15 protein-coding genes are annotated in these 16,939 nt (G+C 74.1%); 5 read left to right on the top strand and 10 right to left on the bottom strand.

The features are described 5' to 3' along the window. Positions 1 to 41 precede the first annotated feature (41 nt). Positions 42 to 608, bottom strand: a complete 567-nt coding sequence (locus OG927_RS26565) for a DUF1707 and FHA domain-containing protein (protein ID WP_056791905.1) — start codon at positions 606 to 608, stop codon at positions 42 to 44. Positions 609 to 854: 246 nt separating this feature from the next. Continuing rightward, entirely contained in the window at positions 855 to 2,213 is a 1,359-nt protein-coding gene (locus OG927_RS26560) for a GH1 family beta-glucosidase (RefSeq protein ID WP_056791904.1), read from the bottom strand. 202 nt (positions 2,214 to 2,415) lie between these two features. Here OG927_RS26560 and treZ point away from each other — a divergent pair, with 202 nt between their 5' ends. Next, a complete protein-coding gene (gene treZ / locus OG927_RS26555; RefSeq protein ID WP_056791903.1) occupies positions 2,416 to 4,176 on the top strand; it encodes a malto-oligosyltrehalose trehalohydrolase in 1,761 nt (586 codons plus the stop codon). A gap of 87 nt (positions 4,177 to 4,263) precedes the next feature. Here treZ and OG927_RS26550 read toward each other — a convergent pair whose 3' ends face one another. Both OG927_RS26550 and OG927_RS26545 read right to left on the bottom strand, forming a co-directional pair. Then, a complete protein-coding gene (locus OG927_RS26550; RefSeq protein ID WP_330320891.1) occupies positions 4,264 to 5,394 on the bottom strand; it encodes an aminopeptidase P family protein in 1,131 nt (376 codons plus the stop codon). 69 nt (positions 5,395 to 5,463) lie between these two features. Further along, on the bottom strand, positions 5,464 to 6,099 hold the full coding sequence (locus OG927_RS26545; protein ID WP_056791900.1) for a nucleoside/nucleotide kinase family protein: 636 nt from the start codon (positions 6,097 to 6,099) through the stop codon (positions 5,464 to 5,466). A 108-nt stretch (positions 6,100 to 6,207) separates the two neighbouring features. Between OG927_RS26545 and OG927_RS26540 the strand changes: the two genes are divergently transcribed. Further along, positions 6,208 to 6,594, top strand: a complete 387-nt coding sequence (locus OG927_RS26540; RefSeq protein WP_124280758.1) for a VOC family protein — start codon at positions 6,208 to 6,210, stop codon at positions 6,592 to 6,594. A 187-nt stretch (positions 6,595 to 6,781) separates the two neighbouring features. Here the strand turns inward: OG927_RS26540 and OG927_RS26535 are convergent, their stop codons facing one another. Further along, positions 6,782 to 7,453, bottom strand: a complete 672-nt coding sequence (locus OG927_RS26535) for a LuxR C-terminal-related transcriptional regulator (protein ID WP_056791896.1) — start codon at positions 7,451 to 7,453, stop codon at positions 6,782 to 6,784. Continuing rightward, positions 7,441 to 8,670, bottom strand: coding sequence for a sensor histidine kinase (locus OG927_RS26530; RefSeq protein WP_209469458.1), 1,230 nt, complete (start codon positions 8,668 to 8,670; stop codon positions 7,441 to 7,443). The genes OG927_RS26535 and OG927_RS26530 overlap by 13 nt, the downstream gene beginning before the upstream one ends. 146 nt (positions 8,671 to 8,816) lie before the next feature. On the opposite strand from OG927_RS26530, the gene OG927_RS26525 reads away from it, so the two are divergent. Both OG927_RS26525 and OG927_RS26520 read left to right on the top strand, forming a co-directional pair. Next, positions 8,817 to 9,557: an ABC transporter ATP-binding protein gene (locus OG927_RS26525; protein ID WP_056791892.1), complete on the top strand. Its 741-nt coding sequence runs from the start codon at positions 8,817 to 8,819 to the stop codon at positions 9,555 to 9,557. Then, a complete protein-coding gene (locus tag OG927_RS26520) occupies positions 9,554 to 12,145 on the top strand; it encodes an ABC transporter permease (RefSeq protein WP_209469459.1) in 2,592 nt (863 codons plus the stop codon). Before OG927_RS26525 ends, OG927_RS26520 begins: the two co-directional genes overlap by 4 nt. Positions 12,146 to 12,160: 15 nt before the next feature. On the opposite strand, the gene OG927_RS26515 is transcribed toward OG927_RS26520, so the two are convergent. The 4 genes from OG927_RS26515 to OG927_RS26500 form a co-directional block, all read right to left on the bottom strand. After that, positions 12,161 to 13,066 (bottom strand): LysR family transcriptional regulator, encoded by a 906-nt coding sequence (locus OG927_RS26515; protein WP_209469460.1) that lies wholly within the window; start codon positions 13,064 to 13,066, stop codon positions 12,161 to 12,163. A gap of 30 nt (positions 13,067 to 13,096) precedes the next feature. Continuing rightward, positions 13,097 to 14,290, bottom strand: a complete 1,194-nt coding sequence (locus OG927_RS26510; RefSeq protein ID WP_056791886.1) for a glycine C-acetyltransferase — start codon at positions 14,288 to 14,290, stop codon at positions 13,097 to 13,099. Positions 14,291 to 14,347: 57 nt separating this feature from the next. Then, complete coding sequence (tdh, locus tag OG927_RS26505; RefSeq protein WP_124280761.1) at positions 14,348 to 15,376, bottom strand: L-threonine 3-dehydrogenase; 1,029 nt, start codon at positions 15,374 to 15,376, stop codon at positions 14,348 to 14,350. 382 nt (positions 15,377 to 15,758) lie between these two features. Beyond that, the gene (locus OG927_RS26500; protein ID WP_056792488.1) at positions 15,759 to 16,214 is read right to left on the bottom strand and encodes a MarR family winged helix-turn-helix transcriptional regulator; all 456 of its coding nucleotides are present in this window, start codon (positions 16,212 to 16,214) and stop codon (positions 15,759 to 15,761) included. 220 nt (positions 16,215 to 16,434) lie between these two features. Here OG927_RS26500 and OG927_RS26495 point away from each other — a divergent pair, with 220 nt between their 5' ends. Continuing rightward, positions 16,435 to 16,908: a MarR family winged helix-turn-helix transcriptional regulator gene (locus OG927_RS26495; RefSeq protein ID WP_056791884.1), complete on the top strand. Its 474-nt coding sequence runs from the start codon at positions 16,435 to 16,437 to the stop codon at positions 16,906 to 16,908. The last annotated feature ends 31 nt before the right edge of the window (positions 16,909 to 16,939 follow it).

The raw sequence follows: 16,939 nt of genomic DNA, 5'->3' as shown, positions 1-16,939 counted from the left end.
CGCGGGCCGGGCGGGCACACGGCGCCCCGCGCGTGGACCGCTCAGGCCGGCGGCCCCGGCAGCGGTGCGGAGAGCCGGAAGGCCATCCGGCCGAAGCTCACCTGGTCACCGTCGCGGACCGCGGCGGCACCGATGACGCGCTGGCCGTTGACGCAGGTGCCGTTCGTCGAGCCGAGGTCGCGCAGGATCCACCGGCTGCCGTGCGCGGTCAGTTCGGCGTGCAGCCGTGAGACCGTCTCGTGGCTGAGCCGCAGCCCGTTGCCCGGGTCGCGGCCGATGCGGAGCGGGTGCGGGCCGGGGACGGGCAGCAGGAGCTTGGGCAGCCGCTCGGACTGCCAGGCCCTGCGCACCCCCGCGGGAAAGGCGGAGACGCCCCCCACCGCACGGAACAGCCGGCGGGTCCAGCGCCCGCCGCTCTCCAGGTCGGAGGTGAGCGCCGCCAGCTCCTCGGAACGCCGCGCCGTCAGGGCCAGTTCCATACGCCGCAGGAACGTGTCGTGGGACAGCTTCCCCTGCGCCGCGCCGTCTCTGAGCACACCGAGGACACGGTCGCGCTGGGCGTCGGACAGCCGCGCGGGGTACGTGTGGGACTCGAAGGAGGACGTCACAGTGTGATTGTCGGCCCGACAGGCCCGAGGTGTCCAGAAGAGCGCTTCTTCGGCCCCTCCTGACCTGCGCGGCAGCACCGGGATCCGGCCCGACGGGCGCTCCGTGGCGCCGAGGACGTCCGCTGTCGCCCTGCCGGCACCTCGGTGCGTCCGCTGTCGCCCTGCCGGCACCTCGGTGCGTCCGAGCGAGTGCCTGGGCCGGTCACCGCATCGCGCGGGAGCGCGTCCGCCCGGACTGAGCGGCCGTCAGCCCGTGCCGGCGGGGCGCTGGGCGCGGATCACGTCGCGGTACCAGGCGTACGAGTCCTTGGGCGTGCGCCGCAGCGTCTCGTAGTCGATGTGGACCAGGCCGAAGCGCTTGCTGGCGCCCTCGGTCCACTCCACGTTGTCGGTCAGCGACCAGGTGAAGTATCCGCGCACGTCGACGCCGGCGTCGATGGCCGTGCGCAGTGCCCCCAGGTGTCCTTCCAGGAAGGCGATGCGGCGGCCGTCGGCGACGGGTTCGTCGACCGCGCAGCCGTTCTCGGTGATGTAGACGGGCGGCAGCCGGTCCCCGAAGCGGTCCTTCAGGCCGCCGAGTGTCTCGGCGAGGCCCTCGGGGACGACGGGCCAGCCGAAGTCGGTCGTCTCGTACCCTTCGATCTCCCTGATCCCGAAGGGGAGTTCGGCCGGCATCGTGTAGCCGGAGAAGGAGCCGAGGGCTTCGGGCCTCGGTGCGCCGACGAGGGTGGGGTTGTAGTAGTTGACCCCGTACCAGTCGAGCGGGGTGGAGATCACCTTGAGGTCGTCCTCGACGGGGCCCGGCATCAGGGCGGCGAAGCCCTCGTCGGGGTAGCGGCCGGTCAGGACCGGGTCGGCGAAGAGCCAGTTGGTCAGGGTGTCGTAGAGCGCGGCGCCCTGCCGGTCCTCCTCGGTGTCCCCGGCCGTCCAGACGGGGCTGTGGGAGAGCGCGATGCCGATGTTGTCGGCGCCCGCGGCACGCAGCGCGCGCACGGCCAGCCCGTGGGCGAGGAGTTGGTGGTGGGCGGCCGGAAGCGCGTCGAAGAGGAGGGTGCGGCCGGGTGCGTGCTCTCCGAGTGCGTAGCCGAGCATCGTCACCTCGGCCGGTTCGTTGATGGTGATCCACATGGGCACGCGGTCCGCGAGGCGCTCCGCGACGATGCCCGCGTATTCGGCGAAGCGGTAGGCGGTGTCCCTGTTGAGCCAGCCGCCCGCCTCGTCGAGCGGGAGCGGGGTGTCCCAGTGGTAGAGGGTGGGGGCGGGTGTGATGCCGTGGGCACAGAGCTCGTCGACGAGCCGGTCGTAGAAGTCGAGCCCGGCGGGGTTGAGCGCGCCGCTGCCGCCCGGCACGACCCGCGGCCAGCTGATGGAGAAGCGGAAGGCGTCCGCGCCGAGTCCGGCGAGCAGGGCCACGTCCTCGCGGTAGTGCTCGTGGAAGCCGGTACCCCGGGTGGTGTCCGTGCCGTCCTTGATCCGGCCAGGCAGTGCGGCGAACGCGTCCCAGCCGGAGAGCCCCTTTCCGTCGGCGTCGAACGCCCCTTCGGTCTGGAAGGCGGAGGCGGAGGCTCCCCAGAGGAAGCCGGGTGGAAAGGTCGGCACGGTCATCTCGGACTCCAGCAGCCGTAAGGGGGACCTCGGATTACTGCCCGGCTTCTCTACGTATGAGCAGAACCCGGTAGGGCAATGATCAGGACCAGACCCTAATCGCCAGTCATGGGCTCGCTCCAGTCTTCCGGGGCCCCGAGTGCGACTTCCGCCGAGTACGGGCCCGCTGCCGGGCTTCCGGTTCATGGACGAGGAGTGGTGGATGCAGTTCGAGGTGTGGGCGCCGGAGGCCGAGTCGGCCGTGCTGCGGACGGCGGACGGGCCGCGGCCGATGGTGCGCGATCCGCTGCGGGAGGGCTGGTGGACGGCCGACGCCGAGGCGGCCGACGGCGACCGCTACGGCTTCGCGCTCGACGACGGGCCCGTGCTCCCCGACCCGCGCTCGCGCCGCCAGCCGGACGGCCCCGACGGCGAGAGCGCGGTCGTGGACCAGACGGCGTACGCCTGGCGCAACGCGTGGGCGGGGCGCGGACTGCCGGGCGCCGTCCTGTACGAGCTGCACATCGGTACGTTCACGGACGCGGGCACCTTCGACGCGGCGGCCGGGCGCCTCGGGCACCTCGCCGAGCTCGGCATCACCCATGTGTCGCTGATGCCCGTCTGCCCCTTCCCCGGCACCCACGGATGGGGGTACGAGGGGGTGTCCCTGTGGGCCGTGCACGAACCGTACGGCGGCCCGGCCGGCCTGAAGCACTTCGTCGACACCGCGCACGGTCTGGGCCTCGCGGTCGTCCTGGACGTGGTCCACAACCATCTGGGCCCGTCCGGCAACCACCTCCCGGCCTTCGGCCCGTACTTCACCGACACGCATCAGACCCCCTGGGGCTCGGCCGTCAACCTCGACGCCGCGGGCTCGGACGAGGTCCGCGCCTACCTCCTGGGCAGCGCGCTCGCCTGGCTCCGGGACTACCGGCTGGACGGGCTCCGCCTGGACGCCGTCCACGCACTGGCCGACAGCAGGGCGCTCACCTTCCTGGAAGAGCTCTCCACGGCCGTCGACGCCCTCGCCGCGGAGCTCGGCCGCCCGCTCCCCCTGATCGCCGAGTCCGACCTGTGCGATCCGCGCACCACCACCCCGCGCGAGGAGGGCGGTCTCGGACTCCACGCCCAGTGGAACGACGACTTCCACCACTGCCTGCACACCGCCCTGACCGGCGAGTCCCGGGGCTACTACGCCGACTTCGCCGTCGCCCCGCTGGCCGCCCTGGCCAAGACCCTGACCGGCGCGTTCTTCCACGACGGGACGTACTCCGGCTTCCGGGGCCGGACGCACGGCCGTCCCGTCGACGTCGCCCGCACCCCCGCCCACCGCTTCGTCGGGTACGCCCAGACCCACGACCAGATCGGCAACCGGGCCCTGGGCGACCGGCTCGCCGCCGGCCTCTCCCCCGGGCTCCAGGCCTGCGCGGCGGCCCTCGTGCTCACCGGTCCCTTCACCCCGATGCTCTTCATGGGCGAGGAGTGGGGCGCCCGCACCCCGTGGCAGTTCTTCACCGACCACACCGACCCGGCGCTCGCCCGGGCCGTACGCGAGGGCAGACGGCGGGAGTTCGCGGCACACGGCTGGGCCGAGGAGGACATCCCCGATCCGCAGGACCCGCGCACCCGGGACCGTTCCCGCCTCGACTGGAGCGAACCCGCGCGCGAGCCGCACGCCCGCCTCCAGGCCTGGTACCGCGAACTGATCGCGCTGCGCCGGGCCATGCCCGATCTCTCCGACCCCGATCTGGCCTCGGTCAGGACGGCGTACGACGAGGAGGCCCGCTGGCTGGCCTTCCGCAGGGGCGATCTGCGGATCGCGGTCAACCTGTCCGGGGAACCCGTCGTCATCGCGCTGGGTGGCGGCCGTCACCGCACCGGCGGGGGCCGGGTGCTGGCCGCCTGGGACCCGGTCGGCGCACCGGCCGGCGACGGGCTGCTGCACCTGCCACCGGAGTCGTGCGTGGTACTGGCGGACGACTGAGCAGGCCGGCCCTCTGCGCGTACGGCGTCCCGCACCGCCCACGTCACCGGGCCCCGCGGGGCCGGCATCGGGGCGCCGGGTGCCGGCCTACTCGACGATCGCCATCTCGCGCGACGTGGTGTTCAGCCGCCGCCCGCCGTCCTCGGTGACCGTGACGATGTCCTCGATGCGCACACCGAAGCGGCCGGGGAGGTAGATGCCGGGCTCCACCGAGAAGCACATCCCGGGCACCAGCGGCTGCTCCTCGCCCTCGATCATGTAGGGCGGCTCGTGGGTGGTGACGCCGATGCCGTGACCGGTGCGGTGGATGAAGCGCTCGCCGTAGCCGAACCCGGTGATGACGGCGCGCGCCGCCCGGTCGATGTCCTGGCAGGCGACCCCGGGCCGCACCGCACGGCAGCCCGCCTCCTGCGCCTGCCGTACGACATCGTGCACCCGCTGCTCCTCGGCGGTGGGTTCGCCGACGTGGACCGTGCGGGAGGTGTCGGAGCCGTAGCCGTGCTTCAGGCCGCCGAAGTCGAGGACGACCATGTCCCCCCGCTCGATGGTCCGGTCGCCTGCCTCGTGGTGCGGGACCGCGCCGTTCGGGCCCGACCCGACCACGGTGAAGTCGACCTGCGAGTGACCGGACTCCGTGAGGAAGGCGGCCAGATCGGCGGCGACCTCGGTCTCCTTCCGCCCGGAGAAGCGGACCCCGAGGATCTTCTCGTACGCGGCGTCGGCGGCGGCACCCGCCGCTGTGAGCCGTTCCAGTTCGGCCGCGTCCTTCACGGCTCGCAGCATCGGCAGCGCGGCGGTGAGCGAGGCGTAGGAGGTGCCGGGGAGGCGCTGCTGCAGCGCGAGGAGGTGCAGCGCCCAGGTGTTGTCGCTGACTCCGAACCGTCCCTGGCCGTCGAGGAGTCCGGCGGTCAGGGCGTACGGATCCGATGCGTCGGTCCAGTCGCGCAGGGTGAGTGCCGGGGCTCCGGTCGCGCGTTCGGCGTCCGGGGCCTCCAGGGCCGGGACGACGAGGACGGGGTCCTGCCCGGCCCGCAGGACGAGGAGGGTGAGGCGTTCGGTTTCCGCGGGCAGCCGGTAGCCGGTGAGGTGCACCAGGTCGGGGCCCGGCGCCACGAGGACACCCGCGAGCCCCGCGGCATCGGCCGATTCGGCCGCGCGGGCCATCCGGGCCCGGTAGTCGTCGGCGGTGAAGGGGACGGGCTGGTCGGGGCTGGACATGTGGACCTCCTGGCGGGGCGACGCGGCACACAGCATCCTGCCCGTGCGGGTCGGCGTGCGCGACCAGGATCAGGACATGTCGCCGACCCGTACGACGAGGTCGGCCCGGTCGCGGCCGCGCTCGACCAGCCGGGCGTTGCGTTCGTCGGAGGCGGCGACCCAGCGCTCGGCCTGCGGACGCGGCTTGCCGAACCGCACATGGCGTTCCACGAGCCTGCGCACCCGCAGGCCGGGATCGGGGTCGAGGAACCACACCTCGTCGAGCAGCCCGCGCACCGGCGCCCACGGCCCGTCGTCCAGGAGGAGGTAGTTGCCCTCGGTCACGACGAGCGGGGTCTCCGGCAGGACGGGTACGGCACCGGCGATCGGTTCCTCCAGGCTACGGTCGAAGGTGGGCGCGTACACCGGGCCGGCCCCCTCGGGGTGCCGCAGCCGCCGGAGCAGGGCCGCGAAACCGGCGGCGTCGAAGGTGTCGGGGGCGCCCTTGCGGCCGGCCAGGCCGAGGCGCTCCAGCTCGGCCCCTGCCAGGTGGAAGCCGTCCATCGGCACGAGGACCGCGCGCCCTTCCAGCGAGTCGACCAGCCGGGCGGCCAGAGTGGACTTCCCGGCTCCGGGCGCTCCCGCGATGCCCAGGACGCGGCGGGCGCCGGGGACGGCGAGGCGGCGCGCGCGGGCCGTCAGCTCGGTGAGGTCGGTCGTGTCCATGCTGGGCATTGTCCCCGGCGCGGGCCGGACGGCGTTAGTGTGGCGCCGAGAAGTGTTACGTATAACGTCCCGGGTGCGCGCAGCCGCCCCCTGTCCCGAAGGATCGCCATGTCCCACATCGCCCTGGTCACCCTGGTCGTCCGCGACTACGACGAGGCCCTCACCTACTACACGGACGCCCTCGGCTTCGAGTTGGTGGAGGACACCGACCGCGGTGACGGCTCGCGCTGGGTGGTGGTGCGTCCCCGCGGCACGCAGGGCACGGGGCTCCTGCTGGCCCGCGCCAAGGACGCCGCTCAGCTGGAGAGCGTCGGGGCGCAGACGGGCGGCCGGGTCGGGTTCTTCCTGCACACGGAGGACTTCGCGGGCGACCACGAGCGGATGCGGGCCGCGGGGGTGCGCTTCCTGGAGGAGCCGCGGCACGAGGCGTACGGCTCGGTCGCGGTCTTCGAGGATCTGTACGGCAACCGGTGGGACCTCCTGCAGCCCGCGTGAGCCACCTCGCGGACGGGGGAGGCGAGCCCGTCGCCGCAGCCGCCGACGAGCAGGCACGGGGACGTCCGGTCCTCACCCCGACCGCCGCGTGCGGGGAGCCCGCCGTCACGACGCGGCCGCCCACGTCGGCCGTCGAGCGGCCGGCCGGGCCCGGGGGACGGACCCCGGCGCCCCGGAGCGCCGGCCGTCACCGATGGCCCCGGTCCTCGCCCCTGCCCTCCAGGTAGGCCAGCACCGCGAGCACGCGCCGGTGCACCGTGCCGTCGTCGGGCTCCAGTCCGAGCTTGGCGAAGATCGAACCGATGTGCTTGCTCACCGCTCGTTCCGTCACGACCAGTTCGGCCGCGATGGTGCTGTTGGCCTTGCCCTGCGCCATGTGCTCCAGGACCTGCCGCTCCCGTGCGGTGAGGCTCTGCAGCGGCCGTGCGGACGCCTTGCGGGTCAGCAGTTGCGACACCACCTCGGGGTCCAGGGCCGTGCCGCCGGCGGCCACCCTGTCCAGGGCCTCCAGGAACTGCTCGACGCGCCCCACCCGGTCCTTGAGCAGATAGCCGATGCCCTGCGCGCCCCGGGCCAGCAGCTCGGCGGCGTACGTCTCCTCGACGTACTGGGACAGGACGAGGATCGGCAGACCGGGCAGCTCGGCCCGGGCCGCGAGCGCGGCGCGCAGGCCCTCGTCGCGGAAGGTCGGCGGGAGGCGTACGTCGAGCACGGCCACGTCGGGGCGGTGCTCCAGCAGCGCGGGCAGGATCTCCGGACCGGTGGCCGCGTCGGCGACCACCTCGTGCCCCGAGCCGGTGAGGAGGAGGATGATGCCCTCTCTCAGCAACGCGTTGTCCTCGGCGATCACGATCCGCACGGCAGCTCCACTTCGATGTCCGTCGGCCCCCCGGCGGGGCTGCTGATCCGGGTGGTGCCGTCCAGGGCGGCGACCCGCCGCCTGATCCCGACCAGCCCGCTGCCGGCGCGTTCGTCCGCGCCGCCGCGCCCATCGTCGCCGATGCGTACGCGGAGCGTGCCGGGGCCCCTGGCGATCCGGACGGTCGCCGCCGTCGCCCCGCTGTGCTTGCTGATGTTGGTCAGGGCCTCGGCGACGACGAAGTAGGCGGCGGCCTCGATCGCGGCCGGGAGCCGCCGCCCGTCGTCGATCCCGTGCAGCACCACCTCGGCGGGCACGGCCACACCGGCGGCCAGCGCCCGGACCGCCCCGCCGAGTCCACGGTCCGTCAGCACCGGCGGATGGATGCCGCGCACCACGTGCCGCAGTTCCGCCAGGGCCGCCTCCGCACCGTCCTGCGCCTCGTCGAGCCGGACGCGTGCCGCCGCCGGGTCGCGGTCGAGGAGCTGCTTGGCCAGCCCTATGCGCATCGAGAGGGCGACGATCCTGGCCTGCGCCCCGTCGTGCAGATCCCTTTCGATGCGGCGCAGTTCGGCGCCGTGGGCCTCCACCGCCCCGGCCCGGCTCTCCGTCAGCTGGGCGATGCGCTCGTCCAGGACGGCGGACACCGGGGAGGTGAGGACGTCCCTCGTCCAGCTCGCCGAGAGGTCGGCGAGGACCGGGTGCCAGCGCAGTACCCACCCCCGGCGCACGGGCACCGGGGTGCCGTACTCGTCGCTCGTACGCCGGTCCAGCAGGTGGACGACGGTCAGCGCGGCACCGTCGACGAGCAGGCCGACCGGCCACAGCAGCATCGTGAGGTACCCGAGGGCGTTGCCGGCGAGGGCCTGGAACGGCAGCCGGAACACGTCCCGCAGGGTCGCCGGGTCGGTGAGGGCGCGGCGCACCCGGTCGGAGAGCTCCTCCGCGTCCAGCGGCAGGTACGGCGTCGGCCGGAAGGGGACGCCCAGCCGTGCGGCGGCCCTGCGGCGCTCGGACTCCGCAAACCTGCGAAGGACTTTGGCCGCCTCGGGGAGTGCGGGGAGCCCGATGACCACGACGGCGGACAGCAGCACCGCGAGGACGAGGAACACGCCCACACAGGCGGTCAGCGCCACCGGGATACCGATGAGGAGGTAGCGCGACGCGTCCCACGAACGCCGGACGGCCACCGTCAGCGGGGAGGGAGTGGAGGTCATGGCAGCCCACCGTACGGGGGGCTCACCCCCGTACGGAGGGGTGCCCTCCCCCCGGCCGGGGTGGAGTCTGCTCCACCCCGGGTCAGGGAGTGCGCACCCTCGCCCCAACTCCTCGCGATGACTAGCGTTTATGCAGGTCAAAGGGCATGTGCAACGAGAGGAACGGTGGAGCAGACGTGAACACGGTCACGGAGGTGCGATCGGCCGCGCTGAGTCTGGAGTCGGTCAGCCGGCACTACGGGCGGCGGGGCGGCGGCCGGGGGACGACCGCGCTGGACACGGTCAGCTGCGCCGTCCCCGCGGGGAGTTTCACCGCGGTGGTGGGCCCGTCCGGGTCGGGCAAGAGCACCTTCCTGCAGTGCGCGGCGGGCCTGGACCGGCCCACGTCCGGGACGGTGCGGATCGGGGGGACGGATCTCGGTCCGCTGTCCGAGGCGGCACTGACCCGGTTGCGCCGGGACCGGGTCGGCTTCGTCTTCCAGTCCCACGCCCTGAACCTGGTGCCCTCCCTGAGCATCGAGGAGAACGTCGTCCTCCCCCTGGTCCTGGCGGGAGCGGACCCGGCAGGGGCCGGGGTGCTCGCCCGTGGGCGGGAGCTGCTGACGCGGGTGGGGCTCGCGGGGCGCGGGAAGGACGGCCCCTCGACGCTGTCGGGCGGCCAGCAGCAACGGGTGGCGGTGGCACGGGCCCTGGTGACGGAGCCCGACGTGATCTTCGCGGACGAGCCGACGGCGTCCCTGGACCCGGAGTCGGCGGCCCTGGTGATGGCGCTGCTGCGGGACGCGGTGCGCGTCGACGGCCGCACGGTGGTGATGGTGACCCACGACCCGGTGGCGGCGAGCTGGGCCGACACCGTGCTGACGATGGACGGCGGACGGCTGCGATGAGCACGGACACGCGCACCGACGTGCGCACGGGGCGGGCGCGTGTGGCGGTCGCGCGGGCGGGTTCCCGGCGGGCGTCGGCGTTCCTCGCCCGGCGCTCGCTGACCGCCCATCGCCGCTCCTGGGCCGCGGTGTTCACCGCCGTGGCAGCCGCGGCGGCCCTGCTCGGCGCGTTCGCGACGGCCATCGGTTCGCTGCTGCTCGCACAGCCGCCGGTGGAGCGGTACGCGGGCGCCGACGCGGTGGTCGCGGCCGGCCAGAAGGTCTGGTACACCGCGAAGCCGTGGGGCGACGAGCCGCGGACCGTGACGGCGTATCTGCCCGAGCGGGTCCGTCTGGACCGCGCACTGGTGGCGAGGGCGGCGGCGGCCGACGGGGTCGCGCGCGCCGTCGCCGACGACGCGGTGCCGGTGGCCCTGGCCGACGGGGCCCCGGCGACGGGCCGTTCGTGGCCCTCCGCCGAGCTGACTCCGTACCGGCTGTCCGACGGCCGGGCGCCGAGGACCCCGGACGAGGTGGTCCTGGACAGGGCTCTGGCACCGGCCGGTACGGTGCCGGGCTCCACCGTGATGCTCCGGGCCGACGGGCCGGCACGGCAGTACACCGTCAGCGGACTCGCCGGGACCGGCCGGAACCCGGGCTCCCCCGCCGTCTTCTTCACGGAGGCGCGTCTGACCGAGCTGGCCGGGCACCCCGGCACGGTCGACGCCATCGGGATCGTCGCCGGGCCGGGTGTCGCCCCGGAGGCCCTGCGGGAGTCGCTGCGCGCCGCCGTGGCGGACACGGGCGGCGAGGTGCGGGTCCTGACCGGTGCGGAGCGCGGCGAGGGCGAGCGGGTGGACGCGCCGGGCAGTCGGGACGATCTCCTGGCGCTGCTGGCCTCCCTCGCGGGAACCGTCGTGATGGTGGCCCTCCTGGTGATCGCCTCCACCCTCTCCCAGGCCGTCCACCAACGCTCGGGCGAGCTGGCGCTGCTGCGCGCCGTGGGGGCGTCCCCGCGTCAGCTGCGGTCGGCGATCGGCAGGGAGGCGGGCCGGGTGGCCGGGGCCGCCGCGCTCGTGGGAGGGGTCGCGGCGGTGCCGCTCGGGCTCGCGGTCCGGTCCCTGCTGGCCACGGATCCGCTGCCGCTGCCCGTGCCGGTCTGGCTCCCGTGCGCGGGGGGCGCCGCCGGAGCGCTGGTCGTCGCCCTGGCCGCGCGGCCCGTTGCCGCGCTGGCCGCCCGGGGCATCACCCGGATGCGGCCGTCCGCCGCGCTGGACGCCGCCGGTGCGCCCGAGCCGAGCGATCCGGGCCGCCTGCGTACGGTCACCGGGCTGCTCCTGGCGCTGGCGGGGGTCGGTTCGGCAGGTCTGGCCACGACGCAGGGCGGCCAGGCGGCGGCGCTGGCCGCGTCGGGCTCCGCGACCTCGCTGATCATCGCGGTGGCGCTGCTGGGCCCGGGGATCGCCCGGGTGGCGGTCCGTGTGCTGGGCCGGCCGGTACGCCGGGCGGGCGGGGCCCCCGGGTTCCTGGCGGCCAGGTCCTCCGCCGCGCACACCCGCAGGCTGGGCGCGGCGCTCACCCCGGTCGTGCTGGTGGTCGCGTTCGTCTGTGTGCAGCTGGCGGCGTCGTCGACGATGGAGCGGGCCTCCGACCGGGAGGCCGCCGCGGCACTGCGTGCGGAGCTGGTGGTGACGGGCCCGCCCGGCGGGCTCCCGGCCGGGGCCGCGGAGGCGGTGCGCCGGGCGCCCGGTGTCGCGGAGGCCACCGGTGTGCTGCGGTCGTCCGTGGTGCTGTCCCGCCGCGAGGCGGGCGAACCCGTACTGGACCGGCTCCCCGTCCTGGGGGTGACGGCGGATCAGCTCCGGGGCACCCTGGATCCGCGGGTCACCTCGGGCGACCTCGGGGACCTGACGGGCACGGACACGGTGGCGGTCGGTGCGGACCGGGCCGACGCCCTGGACACGGGCGTCGGCGGCACCGTGAAGCTGTGGCTCGGGGACGGCACGGCTGTCGGCCTGCGGGTGGTCGCGGTCTACGAACGAGCCCTGGGAATCGGTGAGTTCATGCTTCCCCAGGCAGCGCTCACGGACCATGTGTCGGCCCCACGCGACCAGGCGGTCCTGATCAGCACGGAATCCGGCGCGGGTGACGGCAGGGCGGCTGCCGCCGTACGGGACGCGCTCGCCCCGTACGGCGGTGCGACGGTCCGCCGGGCGACGGCGGACGACGTGCGGATCGCCCCGCCGGTCTCCGCGCGGGACGACGCGCTGATCGTCGTCGGGGTCGGGGTCATCGGCGGCTTCGCGCTCCTGGCGGTGGTCAGCACCCTCGCCCTCATCTCGGCGGGCAGGCGGAGCGAGTTGCGGCTGCTGCGGCTGGTCGGCGCGGGGAGGGGCCAGCTGACCCGGATGCTGGTCCTGGAGACCGGGCTGGTGGCGGTCGCCGGCCTGGCGATCGGCACGCTGGTCGCCGCGGTGCCGCTCACGGCGTTCTCGGTGGGACTGGCCGGTGCGGCCCCGTACATGGCGCCCGCGCAGTACGGGGCGCTGGCCCTGGCCGTGACGGTGGCGGCCGCGGCGGGGACCCTGCTTCCGGCCGCCCGCCGATGAGGGCCGCGCCGCGCCCTACGCGGGCGCGGCCGCCGCCCCCAACGCGTCCAGCACCGGCTTGATCAGCGGATGCCCTTCGGCCCCGTGCCGCACCGCGGCGAAGACCCGGCGGGTGGGGGCACTGCCCTCCACCGGCCGGACGACGACACCGCCGAGCTCCGTGCCACGCAGTGCCGAACGTGGCACGAGCGCCACCCCGGCGCCCGCGCCGGCCAGCGCGACCACCGCGTGGAAGTCGTCCGACGAGTGCTCCAGACGGGGCGCGAATCCCGCGTACTCGCAGGCCAGGACCACCACGTCGTGGCAGGGGTTGCCGGGGTAGGGACCGATCCACCCGTCCTCGGCGAGGTGGGCCAGGGCGATGTGCTCCTGCCCGGCGAGGCGGTGGCCGACCGGCAGCACCGCGTCGAAGGGCTCGGAGTACAGCGGCACCCGGGTCAGCCGTCGGTCGTCGTCGCCGGGAGCGCCGCGGTATTCGACGGCGACCGCCACGTCGACCTGCCGGTCCAGCACCATCGGCACGCTGGCGTCGCCCTCGGCGTCCTGCACCCGGACCCGGATGCCGGGGGCGGTACGGGTCAGCTCCGCGATGGCGGGAGCGAGGACGAGGCCGATGCCGGTGGCGAACGCGGCGACCGTGACCGTCCCCGCGACTCCCGCGCCGTAGTCGGCGAGCTCCGCCTCGGCCCGCTCCAGCTGGGCCAGCACCGCGTTGGCGTGGGTCAGCAGGATCTCCCCGGCGGCGGTGAGCCTGGCCCCCCGCGCACCGCGTTCGACGAGCCGGTGACCGGTCTCCTGCTCCAGGGCGGCGAGCTGCTGGGAGACCGCGGAGGGGGTGAGGTACAGCGCGGCGGCTGCGGCGGTCACCGTGCGGTGGTCCGCCACCGCACGGAGGATGCGCAGCCGCCGTGCATCGATCATGCGCCCATTGTCCCAGGTCGCGGGAGGGTGCTACGCCTCCAGTGCGGCCCGTGCGCCGATGAACGCGTCCACGGCACGGTGGACGTCCTCGGTGGAGTGCGCGGCGGAGAGCTGGACCCGGATGCGCGCGGCACCCTGCGGGACGACCGGGTAGGAGAATCCGATCACGTACACACCGCGCTCGAGGAGCAGCTCCGCCATCCGGGACGCCTTCGCCGCGTCCCCGATCATGACGGGGGCGATGGCGTGGTCGCCGGGCAGGATGTCGAAGCCCTCCTCGGTCATCCGGGAGCGGAAGAGCGCGGTGTTGGCGTCGAGCTGCTCGCGCAGGTCGCCGGCGGACTCCAGCAGGTCGATGACCTTGAGGGAGGCGGCGGCGATGACCGGGGCGAGCGAGTTGGAGAACAGGTACGGACGGGAGCGCTGGCGCAGCAGCGCAACGATCTCGGCGCGCGCCGCGACGTAGCCGCCCGACGCGCCGCCCAGTGCCTTGCCCAGCGTGCCCGTGATGATGTCGACGCGGTCCATGACTCCGTGCAGCTCGGGGGTGCCCCGGCCGCCGGGGCCGACGAAGCCGACGGCGTGCGAGTCGTCGACCATGACCATGGCGTCGTAGCGGTCGGCCAGGTCGCAGATCTCGGCCAGCGGGGCGACGTATCCGTCCATGGAGAAGACGCCGTCGGTGACGACGAGCCTCCGCCGCGCCCCGGACGCCTCCTTGAGCTGCCGCTCCAGGTCGGCCATGTCGCGGTTGGCGTAGCGGTGGCGCTTCGCCTTGGAGAGGCGGATGCCGTCGATGATGGAGGCGTGGTTGAGGGCGTCGGAGATGACCGCGTCCTCGGGGCCCAGGAGGGTCTCGAAGACACCGCCGTTGGCGTCGAAGCAGGAGGAGTAGAGGATCGTGTCCTCCTGGCCCAGGAACGCGGAGAGCCGCTGTTCCAGCTCCTTGTGGACCTCCTGGGTGCCGCAGATGAAGCGGACGGACGCCAGGCCGTAGCCCCAGCGGTCCAGTGCCTCGTGGGCGGCGGCGACGACCTCGGGGTGGTCGGCGAGGCCCAGGTAGTTGTTGGCGCAGAAGTTGAGGACCTCGCCCGCGCGGCCCCCTGAGGTGACGCCGACGGTGGCGGACTGCGGGGTGCCGATCACCCGCTCCGGCTTCTGGAGTCCGGCGTCCCGGATCTCGTCGAGGGTGGTGCGCAGGTCGTCGCGTACGGAGTCGAACATGAAGGATGTCTCCCAGGTGGGTACGGGCCGGGGGCTACGAGGCGGGCGGGGTGCGGATCAGGCGGACCAGTCGAGCAGGACCTTGCCGCCGAGACCGCTCGCCGCGTCGTCGAACGCGGCTTCGAAGTCCCGGTATCCGTACCGTCCGGTGATCACGGGGGCGAGGTCGAGTCCGCCCTCCAGCAGCACGGACATGGCGTACCAAGTCTCGTACATCTCACGGCCGTAGATGCCCTTGATGGTGAGCATCGACGTCACGACGCGGGACCAGTCGACGGGGAACTGTCCGGCCGGGAGCCCCAGCATCGCGATCCGGCCGCCGTGCGTCATGTTCGCGATCATGTCCTGCATCGCCTCGGGGCGGCCGGACATCTCCAGGCCGATGTCGAAGCCCTCCCGCAGGCCGAGGTGGCGCTGGCCGTCGGCGATGGTCTCCTTGCCGACGTCGAGGGCGAGGCTGACGCCGACCTTCCTTGCCAGTTCCAGGCGGGCCTCGCTGACGTCCGTGATGACGACGCTGCGGGCGCCTGCGTGGCGGGCGACGGCGGCGGCCATGATGCCGATGGGCCCGGCGCCGGTGATCAGTACGTCCTCGCCGACCAGCGGGAACGACAGGGCGGTGTGCACGGCGTTGCCGAACGGGTCGAAGATCGCGGCGACGTCGAGGTCGACCTTGTCCCGGTGCACCCACACGTTGGACGCGGGCAGTGCCAGGTACTCGGCGAACGCCCCGTCCCGGCCGACGCCGAGTCCGAGGGTGGAGCGGCAGAGGTGACGCCGTCCGGCGAGGCAGTTGCGGCACTTCCCGCAGACCAGGTGGCCCTCGCCGCTGACCAGGTCGCCGACCTTGATGTCGACGACGTCGGAGCCGAGGTCCGCGACCTCGCCGACGAACTCGTGGCCGAGGACGAGGGGGGTGCGCACGGCCTGCTGCGCCCAGCCGTCGTAGTCGCGGATGTGGAGGTCGGTGCCGCAGATTCCGGTGCGCAGGACCTTGATCAGGACGTCCGCGGGGCCGATCTCCGGCTCCGGCACGTCCATCAGCCAGAGCCCCGGCTCGGCCTTCTGCTTCACGAGTGCCTTCACGGCTGCGGCTCCCTGTACCTGGTACCTGGTGAACGCCCCGGGCCGGGGCATGCCGAAGGCGGCCTGCGGCCCGGGGTCGATGGGGTTCGGCGGACGGGACGGGGCGCCCGGATCGGCTCCGCGCACGGCCCGCCGGTGCTCTCCGCCGTCATGGAGACTGTGCCGCACCCCGGCCCCTCAGGTCCATCGAGGATTTCTTAAGCGCAGCCGTAGATCTTCTTCAGGCCGTGGCCCGGATCTTCCTCAGGTCTCGGCCCACGGCTACCGGCCGACCCGGCGGCGGGGCGGTCGGGCCGGCCGCGGCGTACGCCCCGGGGGCGGGTACACCCATGGCTCCCGCGCGCACCGGGCGTCCCGGCGGAGGCGCGGGCGGGGCGGTCGGTCAGGGGCGGGGCCAGGGGCGCCCGTCGAGGTTCTCGATGTCGGTGTTGAGGCGCTTGAGGTACGCGGCGAACGCGGCGACCTCCTCCGGCTCCCACGCGGCCATGACCTTCTCCAGACCGCTGATGTTCGCGGACCGCTCGGCATCGAGGCCGCGCCCGCCCTCCTCGGTGATGCGGAACTTGCGGGCGATCCCGCCCTCGGGGTCCGGGATGCGCTCGACGAGCCCGGCGCGCAGCATGGCGGCGGTCTGCCGGTTCAGGGTGGAGGCGTCCAGCCCGAAGGCCTCGCTGAGCTGCCCGATGGACATCGGGCCCTCCATCCGGATACGGCTGAGCAGGGTGTACGCGCTGCGGTCCAGGGACTGGTTGTTCCGCCTCAGCCGGGGTGCGCTCAGCTGGAGGTGCCGCCCGAGCAGCATGGTCTCGAATTCGATCAAGTGCGTGGGCTTGTCCATGGTCCTTCTCTCGACCGCCTTCACGTGCGCCGGGTCTCTCGACTGCAGATATACCACCACGGCGAAAGGGCGCCTCAGCCGCCCGACCTCGTCGGCGGCACGCCCGTGCGGGCGGATCGGTGCCGCGCCGGGGACACGGAACGGGAACACGGTCCGTCACGGCCCGGCAGAACATTTAGGTACGTTGACATAGGTATCTCGGGGTACCTATGCTGCGGGCATGCCCGATTCCAGCGCGCCCTCCCAGGACGTCGACCGCGTGGCCTCCGCGCTCGTGGCCGTCCTGCCCGCGCTGCAGCGGAGCCTCGAGCGGCACGTCGGCCGCGAGTTCCCGCACCCGCGGCTTCCGGAGGGCCAGCTCGCCCTGTTGTTCCTCGTCGAGGAGCGTGAGGGGATCACCGTCCGGGAGTCCGCCGAGGCACTGCTGATGAAGCCGAACAACGTCAGCGCCCTCGTCTCCCAGCTCACCGAACTGGGACTGCTGGAGCGCAGGCAGGACGCGGCCGACAAGCGGGTCGCCCATCTGTATCCCACGGCCACGGCCCGGGAGCGGCTCGCCGAGGCGCGGCTGCTCAAGGAGGGGCACATGGCGCGCGCGCTCCGCACCCTCACCGACGGCGATCTCGACGCCCTCGGTGCGGCGCTGGGTGCGCTGACGTCACTGAGCGGGCGTCTCCGCACCTCCGCCGGCTGACACCCGCTCGCCGCCCGGTCAGGGTCCGGGG

Origin of the sequence: Streptomyces clavifer, from assembly GCF_036345975.1 — a bacterium.
GTDB classification, from domain to species: Bacteria; Actinomycetota; Actinomycetes; order Streptomycetales; family Streptomycetaceae; genus Streptomyces; species Streptomyces clavifer.
Note: the sequence above shows the minus strand (reverse complement) of the source record. Positions and strands in the feature narration are given on the sequence as shown.

What these genes read in the sequence shown, in the direction of transcription:
- OG927_RS26560 (WP_056791904.1), bottom strand. Translation starts at nt 2,213, where the DNA reads ATGACCGTGCCGACCTTTCCACCCGGCTTCCTCTGGGGAGCCTCCGCC.
- treZ (WP_056791903.1), top strand. Translation starts at nt 2,416, where the DNA reads ATGCAGTTCGAGGTGTGGGCGCCGGAGGCCGAGTCGGCCGTGCTGCGG.
- OG927_RS26550 (WP_330320891.1), bottom strand. Translation starts at nt 5,394, where the DNA reads ATGTCCAGCCCCGACCAGCCCGTCCCCTTCACCGCCGACGACTACCGG.
- OG927_RS26545 (WP_056791900.1), bottom strand. Translation starts at nt 6,099, where the DNA reads ATGGACACGACCGACCTCACCGAGCTGACGGCCCGCGCGCGCCGCCTC.
- OG927_RS26540 (WP_124280758.1), top strand. Translation starts at nt 6,208, where the DNA reads ATGTCCCACATCGCCCTGGTCACCCTGGTCGTCCGCGACTACGACGAG.
- OG927_RS26530 (WP_209469458.1), bottom strand. Translation starts at nt 8,670, where the DNA reads ATGACCTCCACTCCCTCCCCGCTGACGGTGGCCGTCCGGCGTTCGTGG.
- OG927_RS26525 (WP_056791892.1), top strand. Translation starts at nt 8,817, where the DNA reads ATGTGCAACGAGAGGAACGGTGGAGCAGACGTGAACACGGTCACGGAG.
- OG927_RS26520 (WP_209469459.1), top strand. Translation starts at nt 9,554, where the DNA reads ATGAGCACGGACACGCGCACCGACGTGCGCACGGGGCGGGCGCGTGTG.
- OG927_RS26515 (WP_209469460.1), bottom strand. Translation starts at nt 13,066, where the DNA reads ATGATCGATGCACGGCGGCTGCGCATCCTCCGTGCGGTGGCGGACCAC.
- OG927_RS26510 (WP_056791886.1), bottom strand. Translation starts at nt 14,290, where the DNA reads ATGTTCGACTCCGTACGCGACGACCTGCGCACCACCCTCGACGAGATC.
- OG927_RS26500 (WP_056792488.1), bottom strand. Translation starts at nt 16,214, where the DNA reads ATGGACAAGCCCACGCACTTGATCGAATTCGAGACCATGCTGCTCGGG.
- OG927_RS26495 (WP_056791884.1), top strand. Translation starts at nt 16,435, where the DNA reads ATGCCCGATTCCAGCGCGCCCTCCCAGGACGTCGACCGCGTGGCCTCC.